Here is a 23,254-nt window from a genome sequence, read left to right on the forward strand (position 1 = left end):
TTTAGTGCACTAAACGCTAAAATTCTGTATTAAAAACTCGCTCGTAACCCCATCAATATGCCACGTCCAGCACCAGGTGCTACGTCTTTTACATAGCTTGTATGGTGGCGTATTTCTTCGTTTAGTAAGTTATTCGCTTTTAAAAATACGGCGGCTTCATATTCTTTGTTAGCAACATTTATATGAAAGTGATAATCCATATTTGCATCCACTAATACATAGCTAGGGCTGGGCGTTTCGAATGCGGCAAGGTTATCTTGCTTCGCCACATGCGTTGCACGCAATCTCGCCGCCCAATTATCGCTGTGCCAATTTAGCTGGCCGCCAATACGCAGTGGCGGAATACGCGGTAGATTGTCGCCACTTTGCAAACGCGCCTGCACACCATCGGTAAATAGGGTTATATCCCAATGGCTTGCAGGCCACTCCGCTAGCGGCAACGTTACTTCTGCTTCCCAACCTTGGAAATACGCATCGGCCTGCTCGTATTGCGCAATGGGTAGGCCTTCAAATTCTTCACCTGTACGCGCTAAGTAAACATAATTATTTACGTTGCTGCGGTATAACGTAAACTCTGCACGAATATCGCCTGTATGTTTGCGCCAGCGTATTTCCATATTGTGGGCAGTTTCGTTTTCTAACCCTGTCGCCATTAATTCATATTGCGCGGTGGCGCCATGTGCTACCCACGTTTCTGGGTCGGCCTTTAATTGGCAAGTTGTAATATCTATATTTGAATAGCGCTCTTCGCTAGCTGGGGCGCGCTGGGACACACTATAAGCCGCGGTTAAATTACTATTGTTATTTAATTTACGTACAACCGAGCCGCTTGCGCTAAACGTATTATTTTGTTCATCACAGGCATCGGGTTTAAGTTGCAGGCTTTCTGCCCGCAAGCCCGTTTCGAATATCCAATTTTCTTGCGTTAATTGCTGCACTACAAATACTGCATTCGAACGCAGTTTGGTGTGAGGGATAAACGCTTCTTCCCCTTCGGCTTGCATGGTTGCATTAGCAAGTTGCACACCCCAAGCGCCGGTTAACTCACCATTAAGCAGTGTTGCAGGTTGCTGCCGAGCAATTAATTTTAATTGGCTACCGCTGCGACGGTATTCGGTGCCAGTTTCAACTTCTAATTCAACATGTTCTTCCTCATGTTCTTCATGCTCGTCCTCATGTTCTTCATGAACAAAATATTCCAACTCTTGATGCTTGTATTCGGTATAGCTCGCACTAGCTTCTAATTGCTGTATTAGGTTATTGCTTAAATCCCACTGAGTTTTAAATTCCCAACGTTCTGTTTGCATGGCAATGCGCACTTTTTCTACTTCTTCGTGGTGCTCTTCTTCTGCACTCTCTTCTGCACTCTCTTCTACACCCTCTTCTACACCCTCTTCTTCATCATGCTCGTCGTGCCCTGCATGTACATGGGTGCCCAAGGGTAAACCGTAATTCTTGCGTACTTTGCCGTAACTTAAACCTACAAAACCAGCATCCAGCACCCAACTAGCACCGATGTTTGCGCTCCAATCTTTTAAACTTGAATTTGCTAATACACCGCTGCTTGAGTCTAAGTGTTCATCGGCGTGATCCTCTTCATGTCCCTCCTCAAGACCCTCTTCTTCCTCATGCTCGTCGTGTTCGTCATCTTCATGCAATGCGTGCAGCGCTTCAGATTCTGCTGCAACGGGTATGGTTAGTTCGCCCGCACGGCGACGCGAAGCATCTAAGTGAAAATTCAACGCGCCTAGGTTATTTTCAATAACAATAACTTGGCTGTTTAAATCGTTTACGCTGTTGTAGCGTGCCTCAAGCGCGACGGCGTTTTCTAGCGTTTGTTCTGGAATGCGGTTATCCACCACATTAACCACACCACCTATGGCGCCGTTACCGTAAAGTAAGGTTGCTGGGCCGCGAATAACTTCTATCCGCTTGGCGATTAACGGCTCTACGCTGTTTGCGTGGTCGGGGCTGGCAGTAGCGGCATCCAACTCTGCTATACCATTTTGCAACACCGCCACGCGGTTACCAGTTTGGCCGCGCACCACTGGCTGACCAACACCAGCACCAAAACTCGCGCTGTGAATACCCACTTGCTGACTTAGCGTTTCACCTAAGCTGCCACTGGCAGCATTGCGTAAGGCTTCATCTTTAAGCATTGTTATGGCTAATGCGGTGTCTTGCTGGGTTTGATTAAGCGGCGAACTAATTACATGCACTTCTTCTAAGTGATCAATGTGAGGCGTTTCTATTTCGCCTAAAGATTCGGCTTGTTGCGCAACCGCGCTGGTAAATGTACATGCAACCAAAGCACCTGCACCCAAAGTACCCGCACCCAATATACGTGCAGTAAAAAAAGTTTTCATTTTGCTCTCCGCAATCTTTCACACGCACGGCTAGGTCATTGCCAAACAAGCAATAACGCACTAGCAAATGCTTGCGATATAACGTTTAAATCGAAATAAATAGAATAAAAAGTTAAACGATGTAATGAGCGGGCGGTGCACGCGAAGAGGCAAAACTGTACGGCAGCGGGGCCGAAGCGGGCTGATATTGATAGGTTAAAACAAGTGGTACAGCAACAAAGCTGCGATACCAATCGGTGGAGGTAACCGCTGCAGCTAAACCTAAGCTATGGCCACAGAGGTCGCAATCTATTAAATGGCTATTTTGGGGGCTATCTACTTCGTTCACACCTGCTTTAGTGGTTGCTGTAGCTATTTCGCCTGTTAGCGCATGGTCGACATGGTGCAATGCGCCTGCCACATTAGCTTCTGAGCCGTGCCCTAAAATATGCGCCTGCGTGTAGTGGCCGAGCGAGAATGCCTGCGCGACAACCAATACACAAGCAGCAAGCGCAGCAAACCATCGAGCCGGCATAGCCCTGCCCCGGTCGGTTCGCCGCCTTGAAATAAGCGTATTGAAGCTGCCTAAACAGCGGTGTGTAGCGCGCATAACATTGAATTTGTATTAACTAGCCATTGCCGTTGTGCGGCGCATTCTACCGAATAACAATATGTAAAGCACGGTTGCCGCGTGCAACTAACAGTAATACTTGTTTTTTGTTACGTTTTAACGCGCGCTGAAAAGACTCTAAGTTAACAACTTGATAATCATTAGCGCCAAGCACTACATCACCTGGACGCAAGCCGCTGTACGCGGCATAAGATTTTGGCGAAAGCGCAGCAACGATTACACCTTCTCCATCTGGGTTATTTTCAAAACGTGCCCCCTCCAAAAGCGGATGTAGTTGACCGCTGGTTAACGCCGCGTGAGGGTCGCTAATGGGCACGTTAATGTCTAAGCGCTTACCTTTGCGAATAACCCCTATTTTTACCTTTGCGCCCACCGCCTTAACCGCTAAATGGCTGCTTAACTGGCCGCGTGAATTAATGTTTTCACCATCTACGGTTACTATAATATCGCCCGCTTGTAAGCCCGCCTTTTGCGCATCGGAACCTTCGCCAACCCCGGTAACTACCACCCCGTGCTGGCCATTTTTAAGGGCAAATGCTTCGCGTAAGTCTGGGGTTATATCTTGCACGCTTATCGCCACATGGCCCCGCTGCACCTTACCGTGTTTAAGTATTTGCTCCATGCTCGCTTTAGCCATGTTAATAGGTATGGCAAAACCAATACCCACATTGCCGCCAGCAGGGGCGATAATAGCGGTGTTAATACCCACCAATTCACCGCGTAAATTCACCAGCGCACCGCCGGAGTTGCCAGGGTTAATAGAGGCGTCGGTTTGAATAAAATTTTCGTAGCCTTCTATACCTAAGCCTGTTCGCCCCAGCGCACTTACAATGCCCGTAGTAACGGTTTGCCCAAGCCCGAACGGGTTGCCAATGGCGACTACGAAGTCGCCCACCTCTAGCAAGCTTGAATTCACCATTTTAACGTCGGTTAGGTCATCGGCTTTTACCCTAAGCACGGCTATATCCAATTCGGGGTCGCTGCCCACTACTTCAGCGATAAGGGCGCGGCCATCGATGAGCGAAACCTGCACTTCGTCGGCATCTTTCACTACGTGGTAATTGGTTAGCACCACACCCTTTTTTGCATCCACTATTACCCCAGACCCCGCACTTTGTTGCCGCTTTTGGGTTTGCGGTTGCTGGCGATAGGAATCTGGTACGTTAAAAAAATGGCGAAAGAAGGGGTCGTTTAGCAGCGGGTTATAGGCCTGTCGAAAAGTAGAGTAGGTAGCAATATTTACTACAGCAGGGTTCACTTGCTTAAGCATGGGGGCCAGCGATGGCAAGGGTTCACCATTTACACTGGCTGGAAGTGCGGCGTGCAGTTGTACACTTGCGCCCAGTAATGCACCCACTAATCCGCTCAGCAACACACTCAACCTAGCCGCCAAATAAGCCGCTCGCCCCCATTTGCGTATACGACAAGTACGAGTATGTTGTGTGAGTTGTGACATGGCCGGCTCCTATTGATACGCTTGGGCTGCAGGTTACTATTCGTTTTGCTGCAAATATTCGTTTTAGTGCTAACATTCGTTTTAGTTCTAGAAAGTTAATAGAGTGCTATTAGTGCAGCAAGTTTCCGCGCGCTTACATTTTACAAATACGCGCAGCGAATCAACCTTAAAATAGTGTTAAACCCTGCAAGTTCAACCCCCTTCACTTTTCCTGCAACTGTCTATGGCACTCTGCAGTACCCTCCCAACTCATCATAGCCCCCACAACCGCTATAACACCCGCTAAACCAGCCTAACTACCGCTGCACATAAAGCCCCTTACTTGACTGGCCAACAAGGTAAGATACAGTGCCCATTACATTTAGCTTACAACTGCGCACGCCTGCATCGTGCGGTATAAATGCCCTATGTCAGCAATGTCTATAAATTTTCCGCACGCCCTAAAAGCCAGTAGCACTTTTTGGCTAGTACATATGCTTGGGTTCGTCCTGTATATAGGGGTAAACCGCTGTTTCGACTTTTACTACAACCAGCACTTTAGCCTGCCACTAAGCCTACTGGTTACAGAGTTCGTGCTTATCACCTCACTTATTTTGGTGTTTCGAACAACCTATTGGCAATTGGGCTGGCATAAACGCGGCATATTCACCTTGCTGCCTGCTCTACTAATTGGCAGCTGGTTATTAGCATTTGCTTGGCAGGTAGTGTGGCAATGGCAGGCTTTTGGCGATGTGCTAACGGCTTTTGGGGATGCCCGTGCGCCCCAATGGCGCGAAGAGGCTATGCGCACATTTATCGGTAGTTGGAGCAACCATTTTTATATGTTTTTTAGCTGGGCGGCACTGTATTGCGCCGTTGCAGCAGACCGCAACGGTTTAACCAACCAACCTTCGCCAGAATTCGATATTAGTAATCGCGCTACACGCCTTAGCGTGTTATGTACGGCACTACCGCTAACTGCGTTTATAGCTTACGGCGCACGCTGTTGGTCAGAAATACCTATGGCTATGCCTTCTGTGACTATAGCTGCCCTAGTTTTTATTCCCGTTGTCTTTTTCTTTTTGCAGTGTTGTTTATTAATTCGCTTTGATAGCAGCATAGGTAACAGTAGATTATTGGCGCAACTGCCATTGTTAATTGGCCTTGTGCCGGCAATAGCCATAATTATGAGCGGAGTGCAAAACGCAACTAACGCAATAATAGTAAATATATTGCAGCCACATCTTTTGATTGATGCGCAAGCAATGAATACGGCATTGGTTGATGCAAGCACCGCCACCGCAGGAGCTTTTGAGCGGGTTAATCGCCATGCGAGCTACCATCTAGGCTGGCTAAACCAGCAGTTAAATATGGTAGGTCTTGCTGCGCTTGTTATTTTTATCGCCCATTACTTTAATAAAGCACCCTCGCTTAGCCCCGCTTCACGCTTACTTAACTGGCAGCAATTTATTAAAAGCAGCGCACCTAGCTTTTGGCTCTACAACCTTTCTGGCTGGTCTATTCTTGCCTTTTATTTTTCTGTTATCCAAGTATGGGAACTGGCACAACTTAATATTGGCCTGAATATATTTGTTACTATATCCACAGTTATTGCGGGCATTTTATACAGCCCCTATATGCGCCAAATGCTAAAAAGTTACAGCTTTTTAGATACCAACCCTATTATTTTTGTTTTTAAAATACTATTAATTTGTATTGCTGTGGGCCTCGCTTCGGCATGTATTTTAAATACTTTATCCTGGCTGTATGTATTTGCCATGTTCGATGATGTGCAGTACTTAGCCTATGAAAAAATAGCCCGCGAGGAATTTCTATTTCTTGGTAATTGGGCGTTTTATATTGGCGCTTATTTTTTATGGTGTTTGTTTTACTCTATTAGTGTTACCTACCGAAATAAAAAACAAGCAGATGTGCAAGCCATTCAAATGGAAGCCGATTTAAAAGAAGCCCAATTAAATACGCTTTCTGGTCAACTCGATCCACACTTTATTTTTAATGCCATTAACAATATTCGCGCGCTGGTAAAAGAAGACGGCGAAAAAGCGCGCGCTGCACTGGTTACCCTATCCGATATATTGCGCTCTTCTGTGTACAAGAAAAGTAAACTTAAAACCCGCGTAAGCGACGAGATAGTACTAGTAAATAACTACATCGCCTTGGCACAAATACAACACGAAGAGCGCTTACGCTACAGCGAAACCATCCACCCCAATGCCATGCCCGCATTTATTCCACCCATGGTGTTGCAAATGCTGGTAGAAAACGCCATTAAACACGGCATTAGCCACCTGCCAGATGGCGGCGACCTGCACTTAAACATTAGCCAGCAGGGCAATCAATTAACATGTTTTGTCGCCAACAGCGGTGTAATAGAGCAGCACCATTCACGCGAAGGGTTTGGTATTGGCGTTAGTAATATTCAAGCGCGCATAAATTTACTTTATGGCAATCGCGGCCACTTTAGCTTAACCATGCAACCGCGTGCAGATAACCCAAGTGAACAATGGGTAGTGGCCACACTAACTATACCTTATGAAACCAATCTCCATACTAACCCACCTAGCAGCGCGCTTAGAGGTGAACAATGAAAGCCTATGTAGTAGAAGATAGCCGCTTGGCTAGAAAGGAACTTACCGATTTACTGGCTGAGCACACAGAATTAAATTTAGTGGGTGACAGCGGCCGCGCAGACGAAGCCATAGAGCAAATAAATAAATTGCGCCCGCAACTGGTGTTTATGGATATAAACATGCCAGGCAAAGACGGCTTTCAGGTACTCGAGGCGCTAGATTATAGCCCCAGAATTATTTTTGTAACTGCATATGCCGACTACGCAATTAAATCTTTCGATTACGATACAGTAGATTATTTGCTTAAACCTATTTCGGCAGAGCGCTTACAAAAAGCCCTAGATAAATTACAGCGCGAACCAACCCAGCAAGCCGACCGTGAAGCAGAGCCAAACTATACAGATACACCGGTAGATACCACTGCGCAGCTGGAAGAGAAAAGCCGTATATTTATTAAAGATGGCGACCAATGCCACTTAGTAGAATTGGCAAAAATTATTCGCTTCGAAAGCTGCGGCAACTACACGCAAGTGTATTTTGATAGTAAAAAAGCTTTTGTTTATAGAGCTTTATCTAAAATAGAAGAGCGACTACCAGATTTAACGTTCTTTCGCGCCAGCCGCCAGCATATTGTAAACCTAGAATTTGTTACCGACATTCAACCCTGGGTAAACGGCGGCTACCAGCTCACTTTGAAAAACGGTGAACAAATTGCGGTATCGCGCAGGCACGCTACACGTTTAAAAGAAATACTTAGCTTATAAAAGTTACGGTGCCTATTGAGCTTAGGTTAGCTTGCTGTGTATTAAAGCTAGGAGTACCGATGTGCATTAATCTTCATCGGCATCCTCACTTATAAACCATAGGCGCAACAGCTCAATACACATCCCCATAAAGGCACCCACCACTAGATATTTCCACATGGAATCACTACCCATACCAAGGGTAGTGAACAACACAATACTAAATGCTACACCTATGCCTGGCATTTTAATTAAGTCTTTCTCTTCTTTAGTCATTTTATAGCGCTCCAAATACGTGGTTTTATGTTGCATAGCTATTTACTGCTAAGCAGTAATCTAATTTGAAAACAATACTTTCTCTGTGTTAAACAACTTATTTGCCACCACCATTAACGCTGCGATTAATGCAGCGTTACTAATAACCAACGGCGCTACAGCAGATAAAGTAAGCGTACCTTTAATCACCTCTATATTGGCAACAATAAGGTTTATTACTGGCATCCACTGTGTGCTGCTATTCCACTCTAACACCCCGTTAAGCACTAGCATGGCTGGAACCATAACGAGTATCATCAAGAATGATGCCGACCCCTGATATTCTTTAAGAGTAGATGCATTTATACCAATAACAGTAAGGCCAGCGGCAATGGATAAGCATAGAGGTATTAACAGTACCCACAACAGCAAAACCTCGAAAAATGAAATAAACGAAAGTATTTTCTCTATAAACGCTATATCGGACACCGCACTCGCAATAGCCAGCGATAGAGAATACGTAAGCAAGGTAGCTAAGCTAGAGAACATACCCACGGCAGTTACACTTAACCATTTAGATAAACACACTTTGGAACGCGATACCGGGCTTATAAGCAGCGTTTCTAACGTTTTATTTTCTTTTTCGCTGGTTATTAGTTCTGCCGCAACCGTCATCATTGCGGTGAATACCCAGATTACGATAATAAAGTTGAACGCCATACCAAGGTACTGGCCGACCACTTCTTTTTCTTCTTTAACTAACTTATCTGATACCACAACTGGCTCTAGCAAATTGCCTTGCTGTACTTTATCAATACCCAGCATATCGAATTTTTCGGAGCGCAATGCATTGTTTGCATTTTCTGCGATAGCTTTAAGCTTATTAATAAGTTCACTGTATTGATTTGTTTCGCGATGATAGATTGTTAGCAGAATTTTATCGCCATCATTTTCAACGTGAATATACGCATCCACCAATTCGCGTTCCAATGCCTGCGTAGCTTCTATTTCTTTATCGATTACCTGTTCATTAAACTGCTTTTCCATTTTCAGGGCAGTGTAAAATTGGGGCAGTATTTGTGTCGAATTTATGGCGAAGCGGTAATGTCGCTCTGCCTCTTGTTGCGATTTAGCGCTCGACATACCCACAATTAAAAAGATAAGTAACGGGGTCGCAATTAAAGGAACACCCAGGGTGATAAATAGGTACTTTAAATCGCCAATTAAATCTTTTAAATCTCGTAAAATTAAATGCCACATAATTCGCTCCTTGCTCGCGCGTTTAAACGGGCTTATCACTAAGCACATGAGTAATAGTGCGCGCTAAATCTTTCCCGCCGCAAAAATCCTCTAACGTGCCATCGAAGTGCACAACACCTTTATGTAACACAACAATACTGTCACACAGCGATTCCACTTCATGCATATTATGGGTAGAGAATAGGATTGTTTTGCCCAACTCTTTTTGCTGCCGAATAAAGTCAATAATATTCGCAGAAGCCATCACATCTAGCCCCGTGGTGGGCTCGTCTAGAATAATAATTTGGGGGTCGTGTAGAATGGCCCGCGCTATTGCAGCCTTTTGCAACATGCCGGTAGAAAGATCTTTTACACGCTTTTCAAGGTAGTGAGCGAACCCCAATCGGTCGGCCAGTTCATTCACACGGGCAGTTAAGTTGGCTCCTTTTAAACCATATAGGCCGCCAAAAAATTCAAGATTCGCCAATACACTCAAACGTTTATATAGCGCTGTGCTCGCCGAATGAAACCCCAAGCCAAGCGCGGCTTGCTTATTGGTATGCACATCTAAGCCATCCAGAGTCACATTGCCTTTGTCGGCGCTTATGGCACCAGTCAGCGTACGCAGGGTGGTGGTTTTGCCTGCCCCATTCACACCCAGCAAACCCGTTACGGTACCGGGCTTACAGTTAAAACTTACGCCCTTTAGCACCTGAATATGTTTGGCGTGCTGCAATTTTTGCTCTTTTTTATTTAACCTGTAAGCCTTGTGAATATTATTCGCCGTTAACATGCCCAAATCCCCTAAACACTGTCCGATTTCCATAGTGCTATAGTGCCTTCAACTTCGTCAAAATGGGGTGTTTTATGCTAAATGGTAAAATGCCGGTATAAGTGGTAGAACTAGAACCTAGACTAGCGACATGCAATTATTTCGAGTCAGCTTAAAGGTAAAAAGGTAGCAATATGAAAGTGAGCGAAGCGTTACAACAGCGCAAATCTGTGCGTGCCTATTTAGACAAGCCCGTGCCACAGGAAGTAATTACTCGTATATTAAACGCCGCCCGTTGTGCGCCTTCAGGCACCAACACCCAACCCTGGGAGGTGGCCGTAACAACAGGCAAAACCCGCGATGACATTGCCAATAAAATGGTGGCAACGTTCCGTGCAGGGGGTAAGGGCCACATGGCCTATAATTACTACCCTACCGAATGGAAGGCACCTTTCAAGCCGCGCCGAGTAGCTTGCGGGCTACAACTCTACAGTACCTTGGGCATAAAAAAGGAAGACACCACTCGCAGAGCTGAACAGTGGGAAGCAAACTACCATTCCTTTGGTGCCCCCGTTGTAATGTACTTTTTAATGGATAAAATTATGGAAACCGGCTCATTCATGGATTACGGCATGTTTATCCAATCCATTATGCTGGCAGCAGTTGAAGAGGGCTTGGCAACCTGCCCGCAAGCAGCGCTGGCAGAATACCCCGACATAGTGAAACAAACCCTAGGCTACGACGATAACTACATTGTGGTTTGCGGCATGGCACTGGGCTACGAAGATAAAAGCGCCCTTATTAACAGCTACCGCACACCAAGAGAAGAAGTAGCTAGTTTTACACGCTTTTTTGATTAAGGCTTGTACTGTACCTAGTGGCGTTTGAAAAGCGCCACTGCCTATTTAATCCCTACAGCTTTTTACAATTATCCCACCCTCTTCACGCGCCCTTTTAAGATGATTGTGGTATCGTTGCCGCCTTGGCGGGATGCCACAGGGTAAAATACAAATACAATGCGCAGAGCACACTTTTCGCGCCCCTCTCCCCCGCACCTTGCACATGTATTTACAATGGATCAGCCCAATCGACACTATGCGACCAACAATATTACGCAGCTGCATAGCCGCAGCCCTTTGTAGCGGCATATCCTCTACTGCAATAGCCGGTACCTTCTACTTGCCCACGCAATTAGCGCCCGAGGCAGAAGCGCGAGTTGAGCGCCTATTTGTACTGGCCAATATGCCAACCATTAAACGCCCCATAGCAATTAACGACGTGATTCGCGCACTAGAAAAAGTAGGCGATAAAGACCCGGCACTTAGCCAAGGTATTCGCCAGTACATTGCGCGCTACAACAAAACCGTAGGCTTAACCCATATGTCTGCCGAAGCTGGCAAGGGTTCCAGTAGCGATCACACCCTTAACAACCGCCGCGGCCAAGGCACTAACAGTAAGTTTTACGGCTCGCTAAACGGGTATTGGGCGGTAAATGACTTTATGGCCATTAATGCCGGTGCCATAGTGCGCGAGGGCACTGTGGAGGGCAATGATGTAAGCTTGGAAGGCTCCTTTATCTCGCTGGGTTGGGATGCGCTGCAAGCCGATATTGGCTATCGCACCCAATGGAGCGGCCCATTTCAAGACAGCGATATGCTAGTGACTACCAATGCCGCCGCCATGCCCGGCATCACCCTGTCTAATAGCCAGCCATTCACCGATTTTGGTATTCGCTACGAAGTATCGCTTTCTAGAATGTCGAAATCGGACAAAATAGAAAGCCAAGCCGACCCCAGCCAAGACCTAACCGGCTACCCTAAACTACTGGTCACTCACCTAAGCTTTGAGCCCCTTGAAGGTTTTGCCATTGGCTTTAACAGGCTGCTTCAGTTTGGCGGCGCCGACCGCGACCAAGACCCTAAATCGGTTTTCGATGCGCTCTACAACGCCAAAGCGGCAGATAACATTGGCATGGAAGGTCGCGACTTTGGCAACCAGCAATCATCCATTACCACCCGCTACACCTTTAGCGAAGGTTTTCCATTTTCGGTATATATGGAATACGCAGGGGAGGATACTTCCGCCGCATCAGATATTCATTTTGGCAACAGCGCCATGATGTACGGTTTGCACTTACCTGTTTTGCCTTACCACTTCGACGTCACCTACGAGCACGCCGAATGGCAAAACGGTTGGTATGTAAACAGCAACTTTGGTGACGGTATGCAAAACGATGGCAGCATGATTGGCCACTGGCAAACCAATATGCGCAAAGCGCTTGATAACAGCGGCGGCAATGCGCAAACGCTAAAAATTATTTGGGATAACTACGCAGGCTCGTCACTTACTGCAACCTTGCGCACAGTGCAAAGCGACAACAGTATTGCAGGTGGGGGCGTTAACGGCCAAGAGTTAAGCCTACAATATGCCCGCGCTTGGGGGCCAACAATTGTGGGCGCTAGCGCAATTAATGGCGAAAATGTATTGGGCGAAAGCTATTCCTATTTATCGGGGTTTATTAGATGGTAATCAGTAAAAACATATTTTTTATATTCGCAACACTGCTCGCCTGCGGCGCCAACGCTTACGAATTTAATTTAGCTGCTGGCCTGCAAAGTTATAGCGTGCAACAGCTAGAAGAAGACAACAGCTTACCCGATGAAGCTGAAAGCGGCACAGGCCTACACCTTGGTGCCAGCGTAAAAAATAATTACGGAGACAGTAACAAACATTGGTTTGGATTTGGCGTAGATATAGACCGCATAATGGGGCAAAAAATGCTCGCCCTGCGCGCTCTAGATTACGAATACGAACTAAACGAAGCAATGCGCATTGGCGCTTTTTTTGGCGCAGCCACACTGGATACAGGCCTACCCCAAAACGGCTACTACACAGGGGTAAATGCCAGCTACTTAAATATTATCGATAAACTAGACCTAGTTGTGGAAGCTCGCTACGGCAGCGGCCTAGCCCGCGATCGCAAATTAGCAAGCGACCCAAGCGGCGATCGCACAGATATGTTTTTAGACTTTACCAGCATCGCACTTAGCTTGCGCTGGAATTTTACGCGCTAGCCATTGCTTAATAGCTAGCTGCTAGCGACTCGCTTAAAAAAATCACACAGCGCTTTCGCTTCAGTTTGCACTTGGTAGTGCGCTTCAATGCGCGCCCTGCCATTTATTCCCATTTCAGCAAGCTTGCCAGGGTTAGCCAGCAGTTGTGCTAACGCACCATTTACCGCCTGCTGGTTTTCTACCGGCACCACCAGCCCATCTACCCCTTGACGCACTACCTCGGGCCAAGCCCCAGCTTCGGTTGCCAATACTGCGGCACCACTACTCATGGCTTCAAGTACGGTTAAACCAAAGCCCTCGTTATTACTCAGTGCACACACTAAATCCATCACCGAAAACAGTTCCGGCAAAGCCGCAAATGGTTGCTCGCCTAAAATACGAATCCGCTGCGTTAAGCCAGCGGCATCTATTTCGCGCTGCAAACTATCGGCAAACGGCTTATCTTCGGGCTTAATAGCACCCACCACCAATGCGGTAAAATTAGGATTGTTTTTTAATTGCGCTATACAACCGCGCACAAACAAATGCACCCCTTTTTGCGCGCGCACCCTGCCAAATATACCCAAAACGTGGGGGGTAACTATTTGCCATTTTGCCAATATTGCTTGTCGATTGGTGGCGCGTACGTATTTGTCGCTGTGAATACCGTGGGGAATAATCACATCGGGCTTGCGCACCATATAGCTCGCTGCCGCTTGGCAAGTAGAAATAACACCATCCATACGGTTAATAAGCCAACGCGTTAAGCCACTGTGATAACGCTGCGCAGTAGACGTAAAAACAATTTTTAAATTCGCGCCAAATACATGCTTTAAAATAAGCGCCTGTATCATTTCATCGTTGCGACGAGCGTGAAAAACCACAGGGCCAGTGCTTTGCTTTAATAGCTTGCGCGCCTGTTTAAACGAAATGGCAATGGATGTATCGGGCAGGTGATGTGCCCCCAGCACACGCAGGGGCATTAATTCTTGCTGATAAGGCAGAGTTTGCAGCATAGTAGACGTCACGCCAGAAAAGCGCGAGTTGGAGTTGCCAACAAGTAATGCTATTAGTTCTTTATCCACTGTGATTTGCTGCTTTATATTTACCAAACATCTATTAAAGGCGGTGTTGCTTTATGCCGAATTGCGTTTCTACTAATTTACCGTCTTTAACCGCTTGGCGAATATCGCGATTGTTTTGCCAGGTTTCTTTACTCTCGTAGCCGCGTGCGTGATCTAAGTGCACAACCACAGCGCTATAACGAATTTGCTTACCTGCAATACCTGCATTTTCTAATCGTTCGCCAAACTCCCGATCTAATCCACCGTAACGCAAACGCTCGTCATAGCCATTAATACGCAGCGCATCGCTTTTAAAACACGAAGCATTGTGCCCATTCCACGTTGGCTTAGTTGGTGTGATTTTATTTAACAAGCCCGCCAAACGCCCCGCATTTAATTTCATAAACCCCTTGGTGGATGGCATACCGTTATCACGCAACCAGGCAGGCACAAAACAGCGGCCATATTTAATATCTTCTCGGGTAATTTTTTGGCTTACCGGCATATTTAGTTTTAAATATCCGCCAGATAAAAACCGGCCTGCTTCAGCCTGCTGACGGTGCACAGCAATAAAATCGTTGCGTGGCACACAGTCGCCATCAGTAAACACTAAATACTCACCTTCGGCTTCGACAATGGCTTTGTTCAAAATTTTACATTTTTGAAAACCGTCGTCTTCCTGCCAAACATGTTTAACAGGCACGCTACTTTGAGCGGCAAATTTCTCTATCACACGTTGCGTATCCTCTTTCGAACCATCATCCGCAACCACAATTTCAAAGTTATCATCGGTTTGGCAATCAAACCCCCACAATACTTTTTCCAACCATTTGGGAGAATTGTAGGTAGAAAAAATTACACTTATTTTTGCTTCGGTAGCCATAGTTTTACTTAACTCGATCGCCGTTATTACCGCCAACTATTTTGGCTTTTAAATTAAAGTGTTTATCTAGCGCTTGCCACTGAATAACATTACCGTCTTCGCGCACGTTGTGCTTTTTTAACGATACGCCTTGCGAAGCAATAACAGGCACAGGCTTAGGCCGGCAGTTTTCTGTGCGGCGAACTTGAGTACCGTTCAACAAACTCATCGCCTTAAACCACAAGTCATCTGCTCTGGGTGCCAACCTATCGTATTCCGCCTTGTCTAATACTTGAACAGGCAACGCCTTTGGCGGGTAAAGCACACCGCCGTAGCCGATAGCTAGAGTATTAGCCTTGCTGGAGTTAGGTGTCGCGCTATTCCACTGCGAATAAGGCTGTAGTTTACCCTGTTCATCGTAATTTATTTCGCGACACTCATGGGCAACAATACAATTAGGGAAGGCTATGTGCGCATCCACTAAGCGGCGCAACCAGTCGGTAGGGTACATAACATCATCATCGCACGTGACGACAGTTTGCTCAAAATTCAAACGGAGTGTTTCTACCAATTTGCGATGGGAGCAGGTTTCATTTGAATAATGAATCTCAAACCTTTGACCCACCAATGCCAGCAGCTTTGCCGGTAACTTTGCTTTCAAGCTATGGTGCAACCAAAGCATCACTTTTGTTGCAGCCATATCCTGCGCCAAAAGGCTTCGAATAGTGAGGTCTAAACGGGCGAGACGGCTTTCAATTGAAGTTAGCGATATAACTAAACCACTTGGCGCAGGCGATGCGTCGACCCCTAGTTTTTCGATGGGGGTCCTGCGCAGGCGCCAGGCCGTTTTTAACGATAGCGGCAATTCTTTTAGCTTCACGTACACGCCTAAATTGATAAATTTTCTGGAAGCGCATTCTAACAGGCTTGCGGAAAATTAACGAAAAAACGCCGCGCAAACTGGTAAGGAAGCTCTAAATAACGTGATCTTAGCTCTAGTCCGTCAACACCCCCGCCTGATAATCCGCAATCGCTTGATTGATCTCCTCCTGCGTGTTCATTACAAACGGGCCGTATTGCACTATCGGTTCGCGCAGGGGTTTGCCGGCTATTACAAGCACCCGCGTCACTTCTGCGGCACTGTTACTTAGTTGCAAGCTGCCGGCTTCGCTTAGGCGGCTTACGGTTTGGGCTGGGGCCGGTGTATTTTGTGGGCCAATTGCCGCTGTGCCATCGTAGGTGTATACCAATGTGTTGTGACTATCGGCCAGCGATATATTTACGCTGGCGCCCTCAGTCAAATGCACATCTAGGTATAGCACCTCGGTGTCTACCACTTGGGTTACACCTTTTATAGCATGGGTTTTGGCGGCGTTATCTGTTACTTCTGTCGCACCAGCAATGGCTTTGACTGTTGCTCCATTAAGCTCGTACACAGGGATACGATCTGCAGCAATATCATCGTAATGGGCTGGGCCCATTTTGGCTTTGCTGGGCAAATTTACCCACAATTGAAACCCGCGCATTTTACCTTCGGTTTGCCTAGGCATTTCAGAGTGAATTATGCCTTTGGCGGCGGTCATCCACTGCACGTCACCATCGGCCAGCAACCCCACGTTTTTCATGTGGTCGCGGTGCTCCATTTTACCCTGCAACATATAAGTAACTGTCTCGAAGCCCCTATGCGGGTGGGGTGGGAAGCCGCCAATATAGTCGGAGGCTTCTTCCGAGCCGAACTCGTCAAGCATTAAAAAAGGGTCAAAGCGCTCTGGTCGCGGGCCGCCAAACACGCGCAATAGCTTTACGCCATCGCCATCGGATGTGGCGCGCCCTTGAAGTTGTTCTACTACGGTGCGGTTGCTCATGCTGCCTCCTCGCCCACCAACGCCGCTATTTTTGCACTTGCGTCGGCCAAGCCCTGCTCACGTTTGCCAGAAAGATTTAACCCTTCGGCGTAAATAAACTCTACGTCGTTTAACCCTAAAAAGCCTAAAAATGTTTTTAGGAATGGCACTTCTACATCGCTGGCAGCGTCTTTGTGGTAGCCACCGCGTGAAGTAACGACATACACTTTTTTGTTTTCTAACAGGCCCACAGGCCCCGTTTCGGTGTATTTAAATGTGCTGCCAGCACGGGCTATATGGTCAAACCACGCTTTAAGCCCCGAAGGTACGCCAAAGTTGTACATTGGCACCCCCAACACCACTATGTCGGCATCTTTTAGCTCTTGAATAAGCGTATCGCCTATTACTGGCTTGCCTTCACCAATTGCGGTAATAGTGGCTAGGTCTAAATGGGGAATGGGCTCGGCGGCTAAATTGCGCTTAACAATCTTTACGTTTGTATTTACCTTGGCATTTACGTCTGCGTATTTGTTTTGCAACTTTGTCACTAGCTCTGTAGAGAGCTGGCTGGAAACACCGCCCTCGCCGAACAGGCTAGATTCTACATGAAGGATGGTTTTTACTGCTGATTGTGATTCGGTTGTCATGGCTATGGCCTCGTGTTGTTAATCATTGAAGCCAGTTTAAATCTTATATTCTGATTAAATGTACGCTATATTCGATCTAAATGATCAAATTATTTAATCAATAAATCTATTTATGATACCTAAAATAAGCTTGGAACAATGGGCGGCCTTTAAGGCCGTAGTAGACGAAGGCAGCTTTGCCAAAGCTGCAGAGGCGCTTAACAAAAGCCAGTCGGCGGTGAGCTATGCCATAGCCAAGCTCGAAGAGCAGCTACCTACACCCGTGCTTACCCAGCAGGGGCGCAAAGCGGTGCTTACCGAAGCGGGTAAGCAATTGTATCGCCACGCCACCGACCTACTCGCGCAAGCGGCCACCATTGAAAACACCGCTAAATACTTAGCCAGCGGCTGGGAATCTGAGGTAACCATTGCCGTGGATGCCCTGTTTAGTATGGGCGCGGTGTTTTGCGCCTTGCAGCATTTCTCGGTAAGCAGCCCGCAAACACGGTTACGCATATTGGAAACCACCCTATCGGGTACAGAAGAAGCATTACTTGGCCGCAAAGCAGATTTAGTGCTTACCGGCACCATTCCACCGGGGTTTAGCGGCACGCGCTTGGGCGAAGTATCAATGATTCCGGTGGTGGGCCAGCAACACCCATTGGTGCAACTTATGCAGCAAAGCGGCCCCATTACCGAACAAGAGCTAGGTCGCCACCGGCAAATTGTGCTGCGCGATACGGGCACCAAACGCGAACAGAGCAGCGGTTGGTTGCGCGCCGAGCAGCGGTGGACAGTCACCCATGCTGCAACCAGCATTGAGGCGGTAAAAAACGGCTTGGGATTCGCCTTTTTGCCAAAAGAGAAAATACTGCAAGAGCTAGAAGCGGGCAGTTTAATTGAGGTGGCGCTTGCCGAAAAAATGGAGCGATTTATATCACTCTATTTAATCAAGACAGAACGCCAAAACGCAGGCCCCGCCACCCAAGCTATTGCTCAACAATTAGTTGAGCGCTACGGCAAACCGCAACCTAAATGCGTAACTTAGCGGGCTTGCTCTACTAGTTTGTGCTCTAGCAGCCAGTCGTAGAAGTCTTTGCTGCGATACACTCGGCGCCACGCATCGTGGGCCATATCTTCGTGGTTGGTAAAGCGCACATTGTCGTGGCCCAATTCTTCTAGCTTGTTTAAGCCCGCATAAAAGTATTGGGTACGCACCGAGTAATCGCGCCCAGCTGCAAATTGCCATACCGGTATTTTGTGCTCGGCAATGGGTGCCATTAAATCTGGGTGACCCCAGCCTACAACAGGCGCAATAGCGGCGAACAACTGCGGGTGCTTGCTGGCCATATACCAAGTACCAAAGCCGCCGTAGCTTAACCCCGTAAGGTAAACGCGACTGGCATCGGTGCGATAATTTGCGTGCGCGTGGGTGAGCATAGCGAGTAAGTCTTGCTCCACGTAGTTCCAGCCTATGGGCAGGGTAATATCAACTTTGCTCATGTCCGCCTGCGGTACGCCATCCATAGGGCCGCCGCGCGCAAACATCGGGCCGCGTTCGGGCACTCCGGTTTCCAAGCGCTTAGGCAAACTGGCTAAGGTGCGGCGTTTTATATAATCTGGGCCGTTTTCGCGCAAATCAAACATGTGTAACTGGGGCGAAATAATAATAAACGGCAAAGGCTGCTTTTGAATCCACGCTTCATACAATGGCCCATGGGCCATTACAAAATCTAACTCGCTTACCCCATCGCCACGCTCGCCATTGCCATGCAAAAACAACATAACCGGCCAATCTTTATCGGGGTTATCGGCGTAGCCCTGTGGCAGGTAAACCAAATACTCGCGCTGCGTATTATCGAGCGAGCTGGTATAGGGAATGCGCAATAGTTGCTCCGTCGATGGAGCAGATTGTGAGGTGTTCATAACCGACATACTCTTGCAACCAATTAACGCGGCAAACACACATGCCGCAGCGAGAAGTTTGTGCCATACGGCTTGTTGCAACCACGTGTTTAACATAAGCCTGCCCCTGTAGGTTTTATTTTTCTTGTAGGATGGGCAACCACCAATTTAGCGGGGTTACACCATCCTGTGGGTCGTAAACATTGCCATAAAACCAAATAGAGCCACTGGCTTCGTCTATATGGTCGTTCAAAATAGCTTCTATTTCTTTAAAGCCACAGCTTACATGAATAGAAAACACCAACATGCGCGGTGTTTCGAAATCTAGCGAACCACCCAATTGTTCGATTAGTGGAGTTAAATCCTGCGCCAATAAGCTTAGCGATTCGCGAGCAATAACACGAATACACAGGTTGCCCGAATGTTTGGTTATTTCGAAACTGTTATCAGCCTCGTCAAACTTTATTGCGTCGCCGGAAGCCAAGCCTTTTACAAAGCACGGTGAGCGAACAAGCTCGTATTCGCCATCGCCCAGCACTTTAACCTGCATTTTTTCTGCTACGGGTTCACCATCTGGACGCAGGCCAGCAAAAACTTCGACTTCTTTTAATTCATTCATGTTAGTTACAATGTTATCTGTTAATTTGTAGGGTTAGAGCGGTTGGCTAGGTGCCAACCACCGTTTTGCTATTAAGGAGTGTTTATGTTTAGGTCCCTCATCGTCGCCACGGCGACCACATTGTGCCTTGTTAGTGGCTGTACTACCAACTCTGTGACAGGCGAACGCCAGTTCCATACTATGTCGTTTGAGCAACAAGTTGCCTTGGGTTCTGAACAGTACAACCCCTCGCAGCAGCAGCAGGGCGGGCGCTACGTAGTAGACCCAGAGCTAAACCTGTATGTAAGTAACGTAGGCCAAAAACTGGCAGCTTACTCCAAGGTAAAACTGCCCTACGAGTTTGTGGTATTGGATAACGATGTACCCAACGCATGGGCGCTGCCCGGTGGCAAAATTGCCGTTAACCGCGGCCTACTTATTTTACTTGAAGACGAAGCCCAGCTCGCAGCGGTATTGGGCCACGAAATTATTCACGCCGCGGCAGAGCACGGCGCATCGCAAATGATGAAAGCACAAATGCTGGGCCTTGGTGTTGCAGCGGCCGGCCTAGCCAGCAAAGATAGCGACTACGCCACCTATATTGGCCTCGGCACCGCAGTAGGCGCGCAATTGTACCAAGCCCACTACGGTCGCTCGCAAGAGTTAGAATCGGACAAATATGGCATTGAGTACATGGTTAAGGCCGGCTACGACCCGCAAGCCGCTGTAGAGCTACAGCAAACTTTTGTGAAATTATCTGAAGGTCGCCAAAGTGACTTATTAAGCAATTTGTTTGCTAGCCACCCACCTTCACAAGAGCGCGTAGAACGAAATCGCGAGCTGGCGGCTAAGCATTCAGGCGGCGTGCGCAATAAAGCCGCGTACCAAAAGGCCATTAGCCAACTTAAAAAAGATAAACCCGCCTACGATGCGCACAACGCCGCACAAGAAGCAGCAAGTAAAGAAGACTTTGCAAGCGCCCTAAGCAACGTAAATAAAGCCATTAAATTACAACCCCAAGCGGCGTTGTTTTACATTACCAAAGGCAATGTTTTACGCGCACAAAAAAATAACACCGAAGCCTTGGCGGCTTACCAAAAGGCGCGTCAGTTAAACCCAGATTACGTAATGGGGTATTTAGGCGAAGGAATTACTGCATTTAACTTAGATAAAAAGAGTGTTGCCAAAACGGCACTGGAAAGCAGTATGAAGATATTGCAAACCCCAATTGCAGCATTCCACCTTGGTGAAATAGCGCGCGAGAAAGGCGATAAGCAAACTGCCCTAAGCTACTATCAATTTGCCGCCAACGACAAAGGTGAATTGGGTCAAGCTGCGCAAGAACGCGCTGCACAAATGCAAGGTTTAGCTCAATAGGTTATTACTTGATAATCCCCTAGGCGCCCGCCTAGGGGCTGTTAGCTGTTAGCTGTTAGCTGTTAGCTGTTAGCTGTTAGCTGTTAGCAAGCATAATTGCCATCTTTTCGACGACGTTCACACTCTTTCTTGATATTTTCGCAGGCAGTCACTTTCCCTGGGGCTGTGGGGTTACCCATCACACATGCGTCGTTTTTAGCTACAAGCTCCTGGTTACTCAGGCCGCGCAAGCCTTTGTCACACGCGGCTAAGCTAAAGGCGCACAATATTATTAAGGCAAATAGTCTAGTAGGTTTCATATCCTTCTCGGCTAATTCTGTTAGGTGAATAGAAAGGGTATATACCAAGCTTAGCTTATTCTCGAAAAATATCAGGAAATTTAAAAAATCACTTTTTCTGTATAAGAATCAATCAATTTAATGTATACAGCGACAGCTTTGTGAACAAGTCGCTCTTTTTCAACCGGGCAGTAAACGCGCACGCTTTGAGAGCAAACACAAAAAAGGCCGCCCGTAGGCAGCCTTCTTTAAATAACGCTTGTTAGCTTTAACTTAGAATTTTACTTCTACGCCTGCGCCCAAGAAGTTATCATCTGTACCCGCATCTGATTCTTGTGCAGTGTAGTAGAAAAACAATTTTGCAGCTTTAGATAGCTTGCGATCTGCACCAACGCTTACAGTCTGACCGCCCGCTTCGTTAATATCACTTTGGCCCGCTTGCAGCTTAAGCGCCCACGCGTCTAATTTGTATTTAGCCGAAACTAACCAGCCATTTTCTGAATCTGCACCCGCAGCTTCATAAGCTTCGTAAAGTGCGCCCAATTGAATATCACCCATGCTGTATTGACCAACTAAACGAGTCGCATTTGTGTCTTCTGCTTCAACGTTTTCATCGCGTGCCAAAGAAACGTACAAAGCATCTTGGGTGTAGCTTACAGAGCCAGAAAGACCGTTATCTACATCTGCATCTTCGCTGTTGATAATGGCAAAGCTACCGCTAAAGCCGCTCGCGGTTGGCGTAGAGTATTGCACTACATTGCCTGGGCGATTGTCGTTTACGGTAACCATGTGTTTGATATCACCAGCCAAATCGTTAAATAAGTCGATTTTGTTTTGCGATACTTTTAAAGGGGTGTCGAACTTACCCGCTTTTACGGTACCGAAGTCACCTTTCAAACCAACAAAGATGTTGCGCTGACTAAATGGGCTATCGCCTTCATCACCATCGGCAAAATCCACTTGGAATTCAGCTTGGTAAATAACTTCCAGGTTGCCACCTTCCAACTTTTCTGAGCCTTTTACCCCAATGCGAGAAGCGTGACTAACTAATTCTGTAACACTGTCTGAACCATCATCTGCGAACTGGTAAGCAACATTCGCTTTACCGTACAAAGTTGGCTCTGCGAAGGCTGGTGTAGCAATTAAAGCGGCAACAGCCAATGGCAACAATTTGATTTTCATGGTCATCCTCTATGCGATTAGGAGGTAAAAGATTAATTAGGTGACAAAAATATTGCACTTATATGTAAGAACGGCTGCAAATATATGTACTTAACATTACAAATATATGACAGGGCGCGCTAAAAGCCAGTTTCCTTTAAATTACTTGTTATTTATGCATACAGTGCAAGCTTAACAGGGCTTTTATGTCTATTTTTCGTTCAATGGAGCATAGAACAAATTAAAAATATGGCAAAAATTTAACCCTACCAATCGCCGTAGCATTCACTGAGATACGCACAACAGCAAGTAATATGACGCAATAGAAGGTTAGTTAACGCAAACAAACTAGGCGAGACAAAGCCACAATACTTAGCAAAGGCTTGGAATAGTAGAAACAGGGAGATACGGGGGTATGAAGTCGCCCCCCAAATAGAGAGGCGATTTAAATATTACGCTAGATAAATAAATATTG

At 46.9% G+C, this 23,254-nt stretch carries 22 protein-coding genes; 7 read left to right on the forward strand and 15 right to left on the reverse strand.

Features of this window, described 5'->3' with window-relative positions:
* Positions 1–29: 29 nt before the first annotated feature.
* The 3 genes from SDE_RS19485 to SDE_RS19495 all read right to left on the reverse strand — a co-directional run bounded on the left by SDE_RS19485 (position 30) and on the right by SDE_RS19495 (position 4,432).
* On the reverse strand, positions 30–2,366 hold the full coding sequence (locus tag SDE_RS19485) for a TonB-dependent receptor (RefSeq protein WP_011470199.1): 2,337 nt from the start codon (positions 2,364–2,366) through the stop codon (positions 30–32).
* 112 nt (positions 2,367–2,478) lie between these two features.
* A complete protein-coding gene (locus SDE_RS19490) occupies positions 2,479–2,880 on the reverse strand; it encodes a hypothetical protein (RefSeq protein WP_011470200.1) in 402 nt (133 codons plus the stop codon).
* Positions 2,881–3,001: 121 nt separating this feature from the next.
* Positions 3,002–4,432 carry a Do family serine endopeptidase gene (locus tag SDE_RS19495; RefSeq protein WP_011470201.1) on the reverse strand — a complete coding sequence of 477 codons (1,431 nt, stop codon included), beginning with the start codon at positions 4,430–4,432 and terminating at the stop codon, positions 3,002–3,004.
* A 473-nt stretch (positions 4,433–4,905) separates the two neighbouring features.
* On the opposite strand from SDE_RS19495, the gene SDE_RS21640 reads away from it, so the two are divergent.
* Together SDE_RS21640 and SDE_RS19505 are read left to right on the forward strand one after the other, a co-directional pair.
* Positions 4,906–7,020, forward strand: a complete 2,115-nt coding sequence (locus SDE_RS21640; RefSeq protein ID WP_158303898.1) for a sensor histidine kinase — start codon at positions 4,906–4,908, stop codon at positions 7,018–7,020.
* Positions 7,017–7,766, forward strand: a complete 750-nt coding sequence (locus SDE_RS19505; RefSeq protein ID WP_011470203.1) for a LytR/AlgR family response regulator transcription factor — start codon at positions 7,017–7,019, stop codon at positions 7,764–7,766. The genes SDE_RS21640 and SDE_RS19505 overlap by 4 nt, the downstream gene beginning before the upstream one ends.
* A 66-nt stretch (positions 7,767–7,832) precedes the next feature.
* On the opposite strand, the gene SDE_RS19510 is transcribed toward SDE_RS19505, so the two are convergent.
* From SDE_RS19510 to SDE_RS19520, 3 genes are read right to left on the reverse strand one after another with little or no spacing between them, the layout of a single operon-like run.
* A complete protein-coding gene (locus tag SDE_RS19510; protein WP_011470204.1) occupies positions 7,833–8,021 on the reverse strand; it encodes a hypothetical protein in 189 nt (62 codons plus the stop codon).
* A gap of 60 nt (positions 8,022–8,081) precedes the next feature.
* The gene (locus SDE_RS19515; RefSeq protein ID WP_011470205.1) at positions 8,082–9,260 is read right to left on the reverse strand and encodes an ABC transporter permease; all 1,179 of its coding nucleotides are present in this window, start codon (positions 9,258–9,260) and stop codon (positions 8,082–8,084) included.
* 22 nt (positions 9,261–9,282) lie between these two features.
* Entirely contained in the window at positions 9,283–10,065 is a 783-nt protein-coding gene (locus tag SDE_RS19520; protein WP_083763081.1) for an ATP-binding cassette domain-containing protein, read from the reverse strand.
* Positions 10,066–10,205: 140 nt separating this feature from the next.
* On the opposite strand from SDE_RS19520, the gene SDE_RS19525 reads away from it, so the two are divergent.
* From SDE_RS19525 to SDE_RS19535, 3 genes are all read left to right on the forward strand, one after another.
* The gene (locus SDE_RS19525; RefSeq protein WP_011470207.1) at positions 10,206–10,871 is read left to right on the forward strand and encodes a nitroreductase; all 666 of its coding nucleotides are present in this window, start codon (positions 10,206–10,208) and stop codon (positions 10,869–10,871) included.
* A gap of 235 nt (positions 10,872–11,106) precedes the next feature.
* Complete coding sequence (locus SDE_RS19530) at positions 11,107–12,540, forward strand: capsule assembly Wzi family protein (RefSeq protein WP_226986451.1); 1,434 nt, start codon at positions 11,107–11,109, stop codon at positions 12,538–12,540.
* Entirely contained in the window at positions 12,534–13,085 is a 552-nt protein-coding gene (locus SDE_RS19535) for a hypothetical protein (RefSeq protein ID WP_011470209.1), read from the forward strand. Before SDE_RS19530 ends, SDE_RS19535 begins: the two co-directional genes overlap by 7 nt.
* 14 nt (positions 13,086–13,099) lie before the next feature.
* Here the strand turns inward: SDE_RS19535 and SDE_RS19540 are convergent, their stop codons facing one another.
* From SDE_RS19540 to SDE_RS19560, 5 genes are all read right to left on the reverse strand, one after another.
* Positions 13,100–14,149 (reverse strand): glycosyltransferase family 4 protein, encoded by a 1,050-nt coding sequence (locus SDE_RS19540; protein ID WP_011470210.1) that lies wholly within the window; start codon positions 14,147–14,149, stop codon positions 13,100–13,102.
* A 34-nt stretch (positions 14,150–14,183) separates the two neighbouring features.
* Positions 14,184–15,011: a glycosyltransferase family 2 protein gene (locus tag SDE_RS19545; RefSeq protein WP_011470211.1), complete on the reverse strand. Its 828-nt coding sequence runs from the start codon at positions 15,009–15,011 to the stop codon at positions 14,184–14,186.
* Between the two features lie 4 nt (positions 15,012–15,015).
* Positions 15,016–15,870 (reverse strand): hypothetical protein, encoded by an 855-nt coding sequence (locus tag SDE_RS19550; RefSeq protein WP_041324931.1) that lies wholly within the window; start codon positions 15,868–15,870, stop codon positions 15,016–15,018.
* A gap of 115 nt (positions 15,871–15,985) precedes the next feature.
* Complete coding sequence (locus SDE_RS19555; RefSeq protein ID WP_011470213.1) at positions 15,986–16,855, reverse strand: pirin family protein; 870 nt, start codon at positions 16,853–16,855, stop codon at positions 15,986–15,988.
* A complete protein-coding gene (locus tag SDE_RS19560) occupies positions 16,852–17,481 on the reverse strand; it encodes an FMN-dependent NADH-azoreductase (protein WP_011470214.1) in 630 nt (209 codons plus the stop codon). The genes SDE_RS19555 and SDE_RS19560 overlap by 4 nt, the downstream gene beginning before the upstream one ends.
* 112 nt (positions 17,482–17,593) lie before the next feature.
* Between SDE_RS19560 and SDE_RS19565 the strand changes: the two genes are divergently transcribed.
* Positions 17,594–18,508 (forward strand): LysR family transcriptional regulator, encoded by a 915-nt coding sequence (locus SDE_RS19565; RefSeq protein ID WP_011470215.1) that lies wholly within the window; start codon positions 17,594–17,596, stop codon positions 18,506–18,508.
* Here the strand turns inward: SDE_RS19565 and SDE_RS19570 are convergent.
* Entirely contained in the window at positions 18,505–19,482 is a 978-nt protein-coding gene (locus SDE_RS19570; RefSeq protein WP_011470216.1) for a prolyl oligopeptidase family serine peptidase, read from the reverse strand. The two genes, SDE_RS19565 and SDE_RS19570, sit on opposite strands and share 4 nt — an antisense overlap.
* Positions 19,483–19,501: 19 nt before the next feature.
* Positions 19,502–19,984 carry a DUF4265 domain-containing protein gene (locus SDE_RS19575; protein ID WP_011470217.1) on the reverse strand — a complete coding sequence of 161 codons (483 nt, stop codon included), beginning with the start codon at positions 19,982–19,984 and terminating at the stop codon, positions 19,502–19,504.
* 84 nt (positions 19,985–20,068) lie between these two features.
* Between SDE_RS19575 and SDE_RS19580 the strand changes: the two genes are divergently transcribed.
* Positions 20,069–21,340 (forward strand): M48 family metallopeptidase, encoded by a 1,272-nt coding sequence (locus SDE_RS19580; RefSeq protein ID WP_011470218.1) that lies wholly within the window; start codon positions 20,069–20,071, stop codon positions 21,338–21,340.
* 83 nt (positions 21,341–21,423) lie between these two features.
* On the opposite strand, the gene SDE_RS19585 is transcribed toward SDE_RS19580, so the two are convergent.
* Together SDE_RS19585 and SDE_RS19590 are read right to left on the reverse strand one after the other, a co-directional pair.
* Entirely contained in the window at positions 21,424–21,639 is a 216-nt protein-coding gene (locus SDE_RS19585; RefSeq protein WP_041324934.1) for a hypothetical protein, read from the reverse strand.
* A gap of 252 nt (positions 21,640–21,891) precedes the next feature.
* The gene (locus tag SDE_RS19590) at positions 21,892–22,800 is read right to left on the reverse strand and encodes a porin (protein WP_011470220.1); all 909 of its coding nucleotides are present in this window, start codon (positions 22,798–22,800) and stop codon (positions 21,892–21,894) included.
* Positions 22,801–23,254: the final 454 nt, after the last annotated feature.

It is taken from the genome of Saccharophagus degradans 2-40, assembly GCF_000013665.1.
Classification (GTDB): Bacteria; Pseudomonadota; Gammaproteobacteria; order Pseudomonadales; family Cellvibrionaceae; genus Saccharophagus; species Saccharophagus degradans.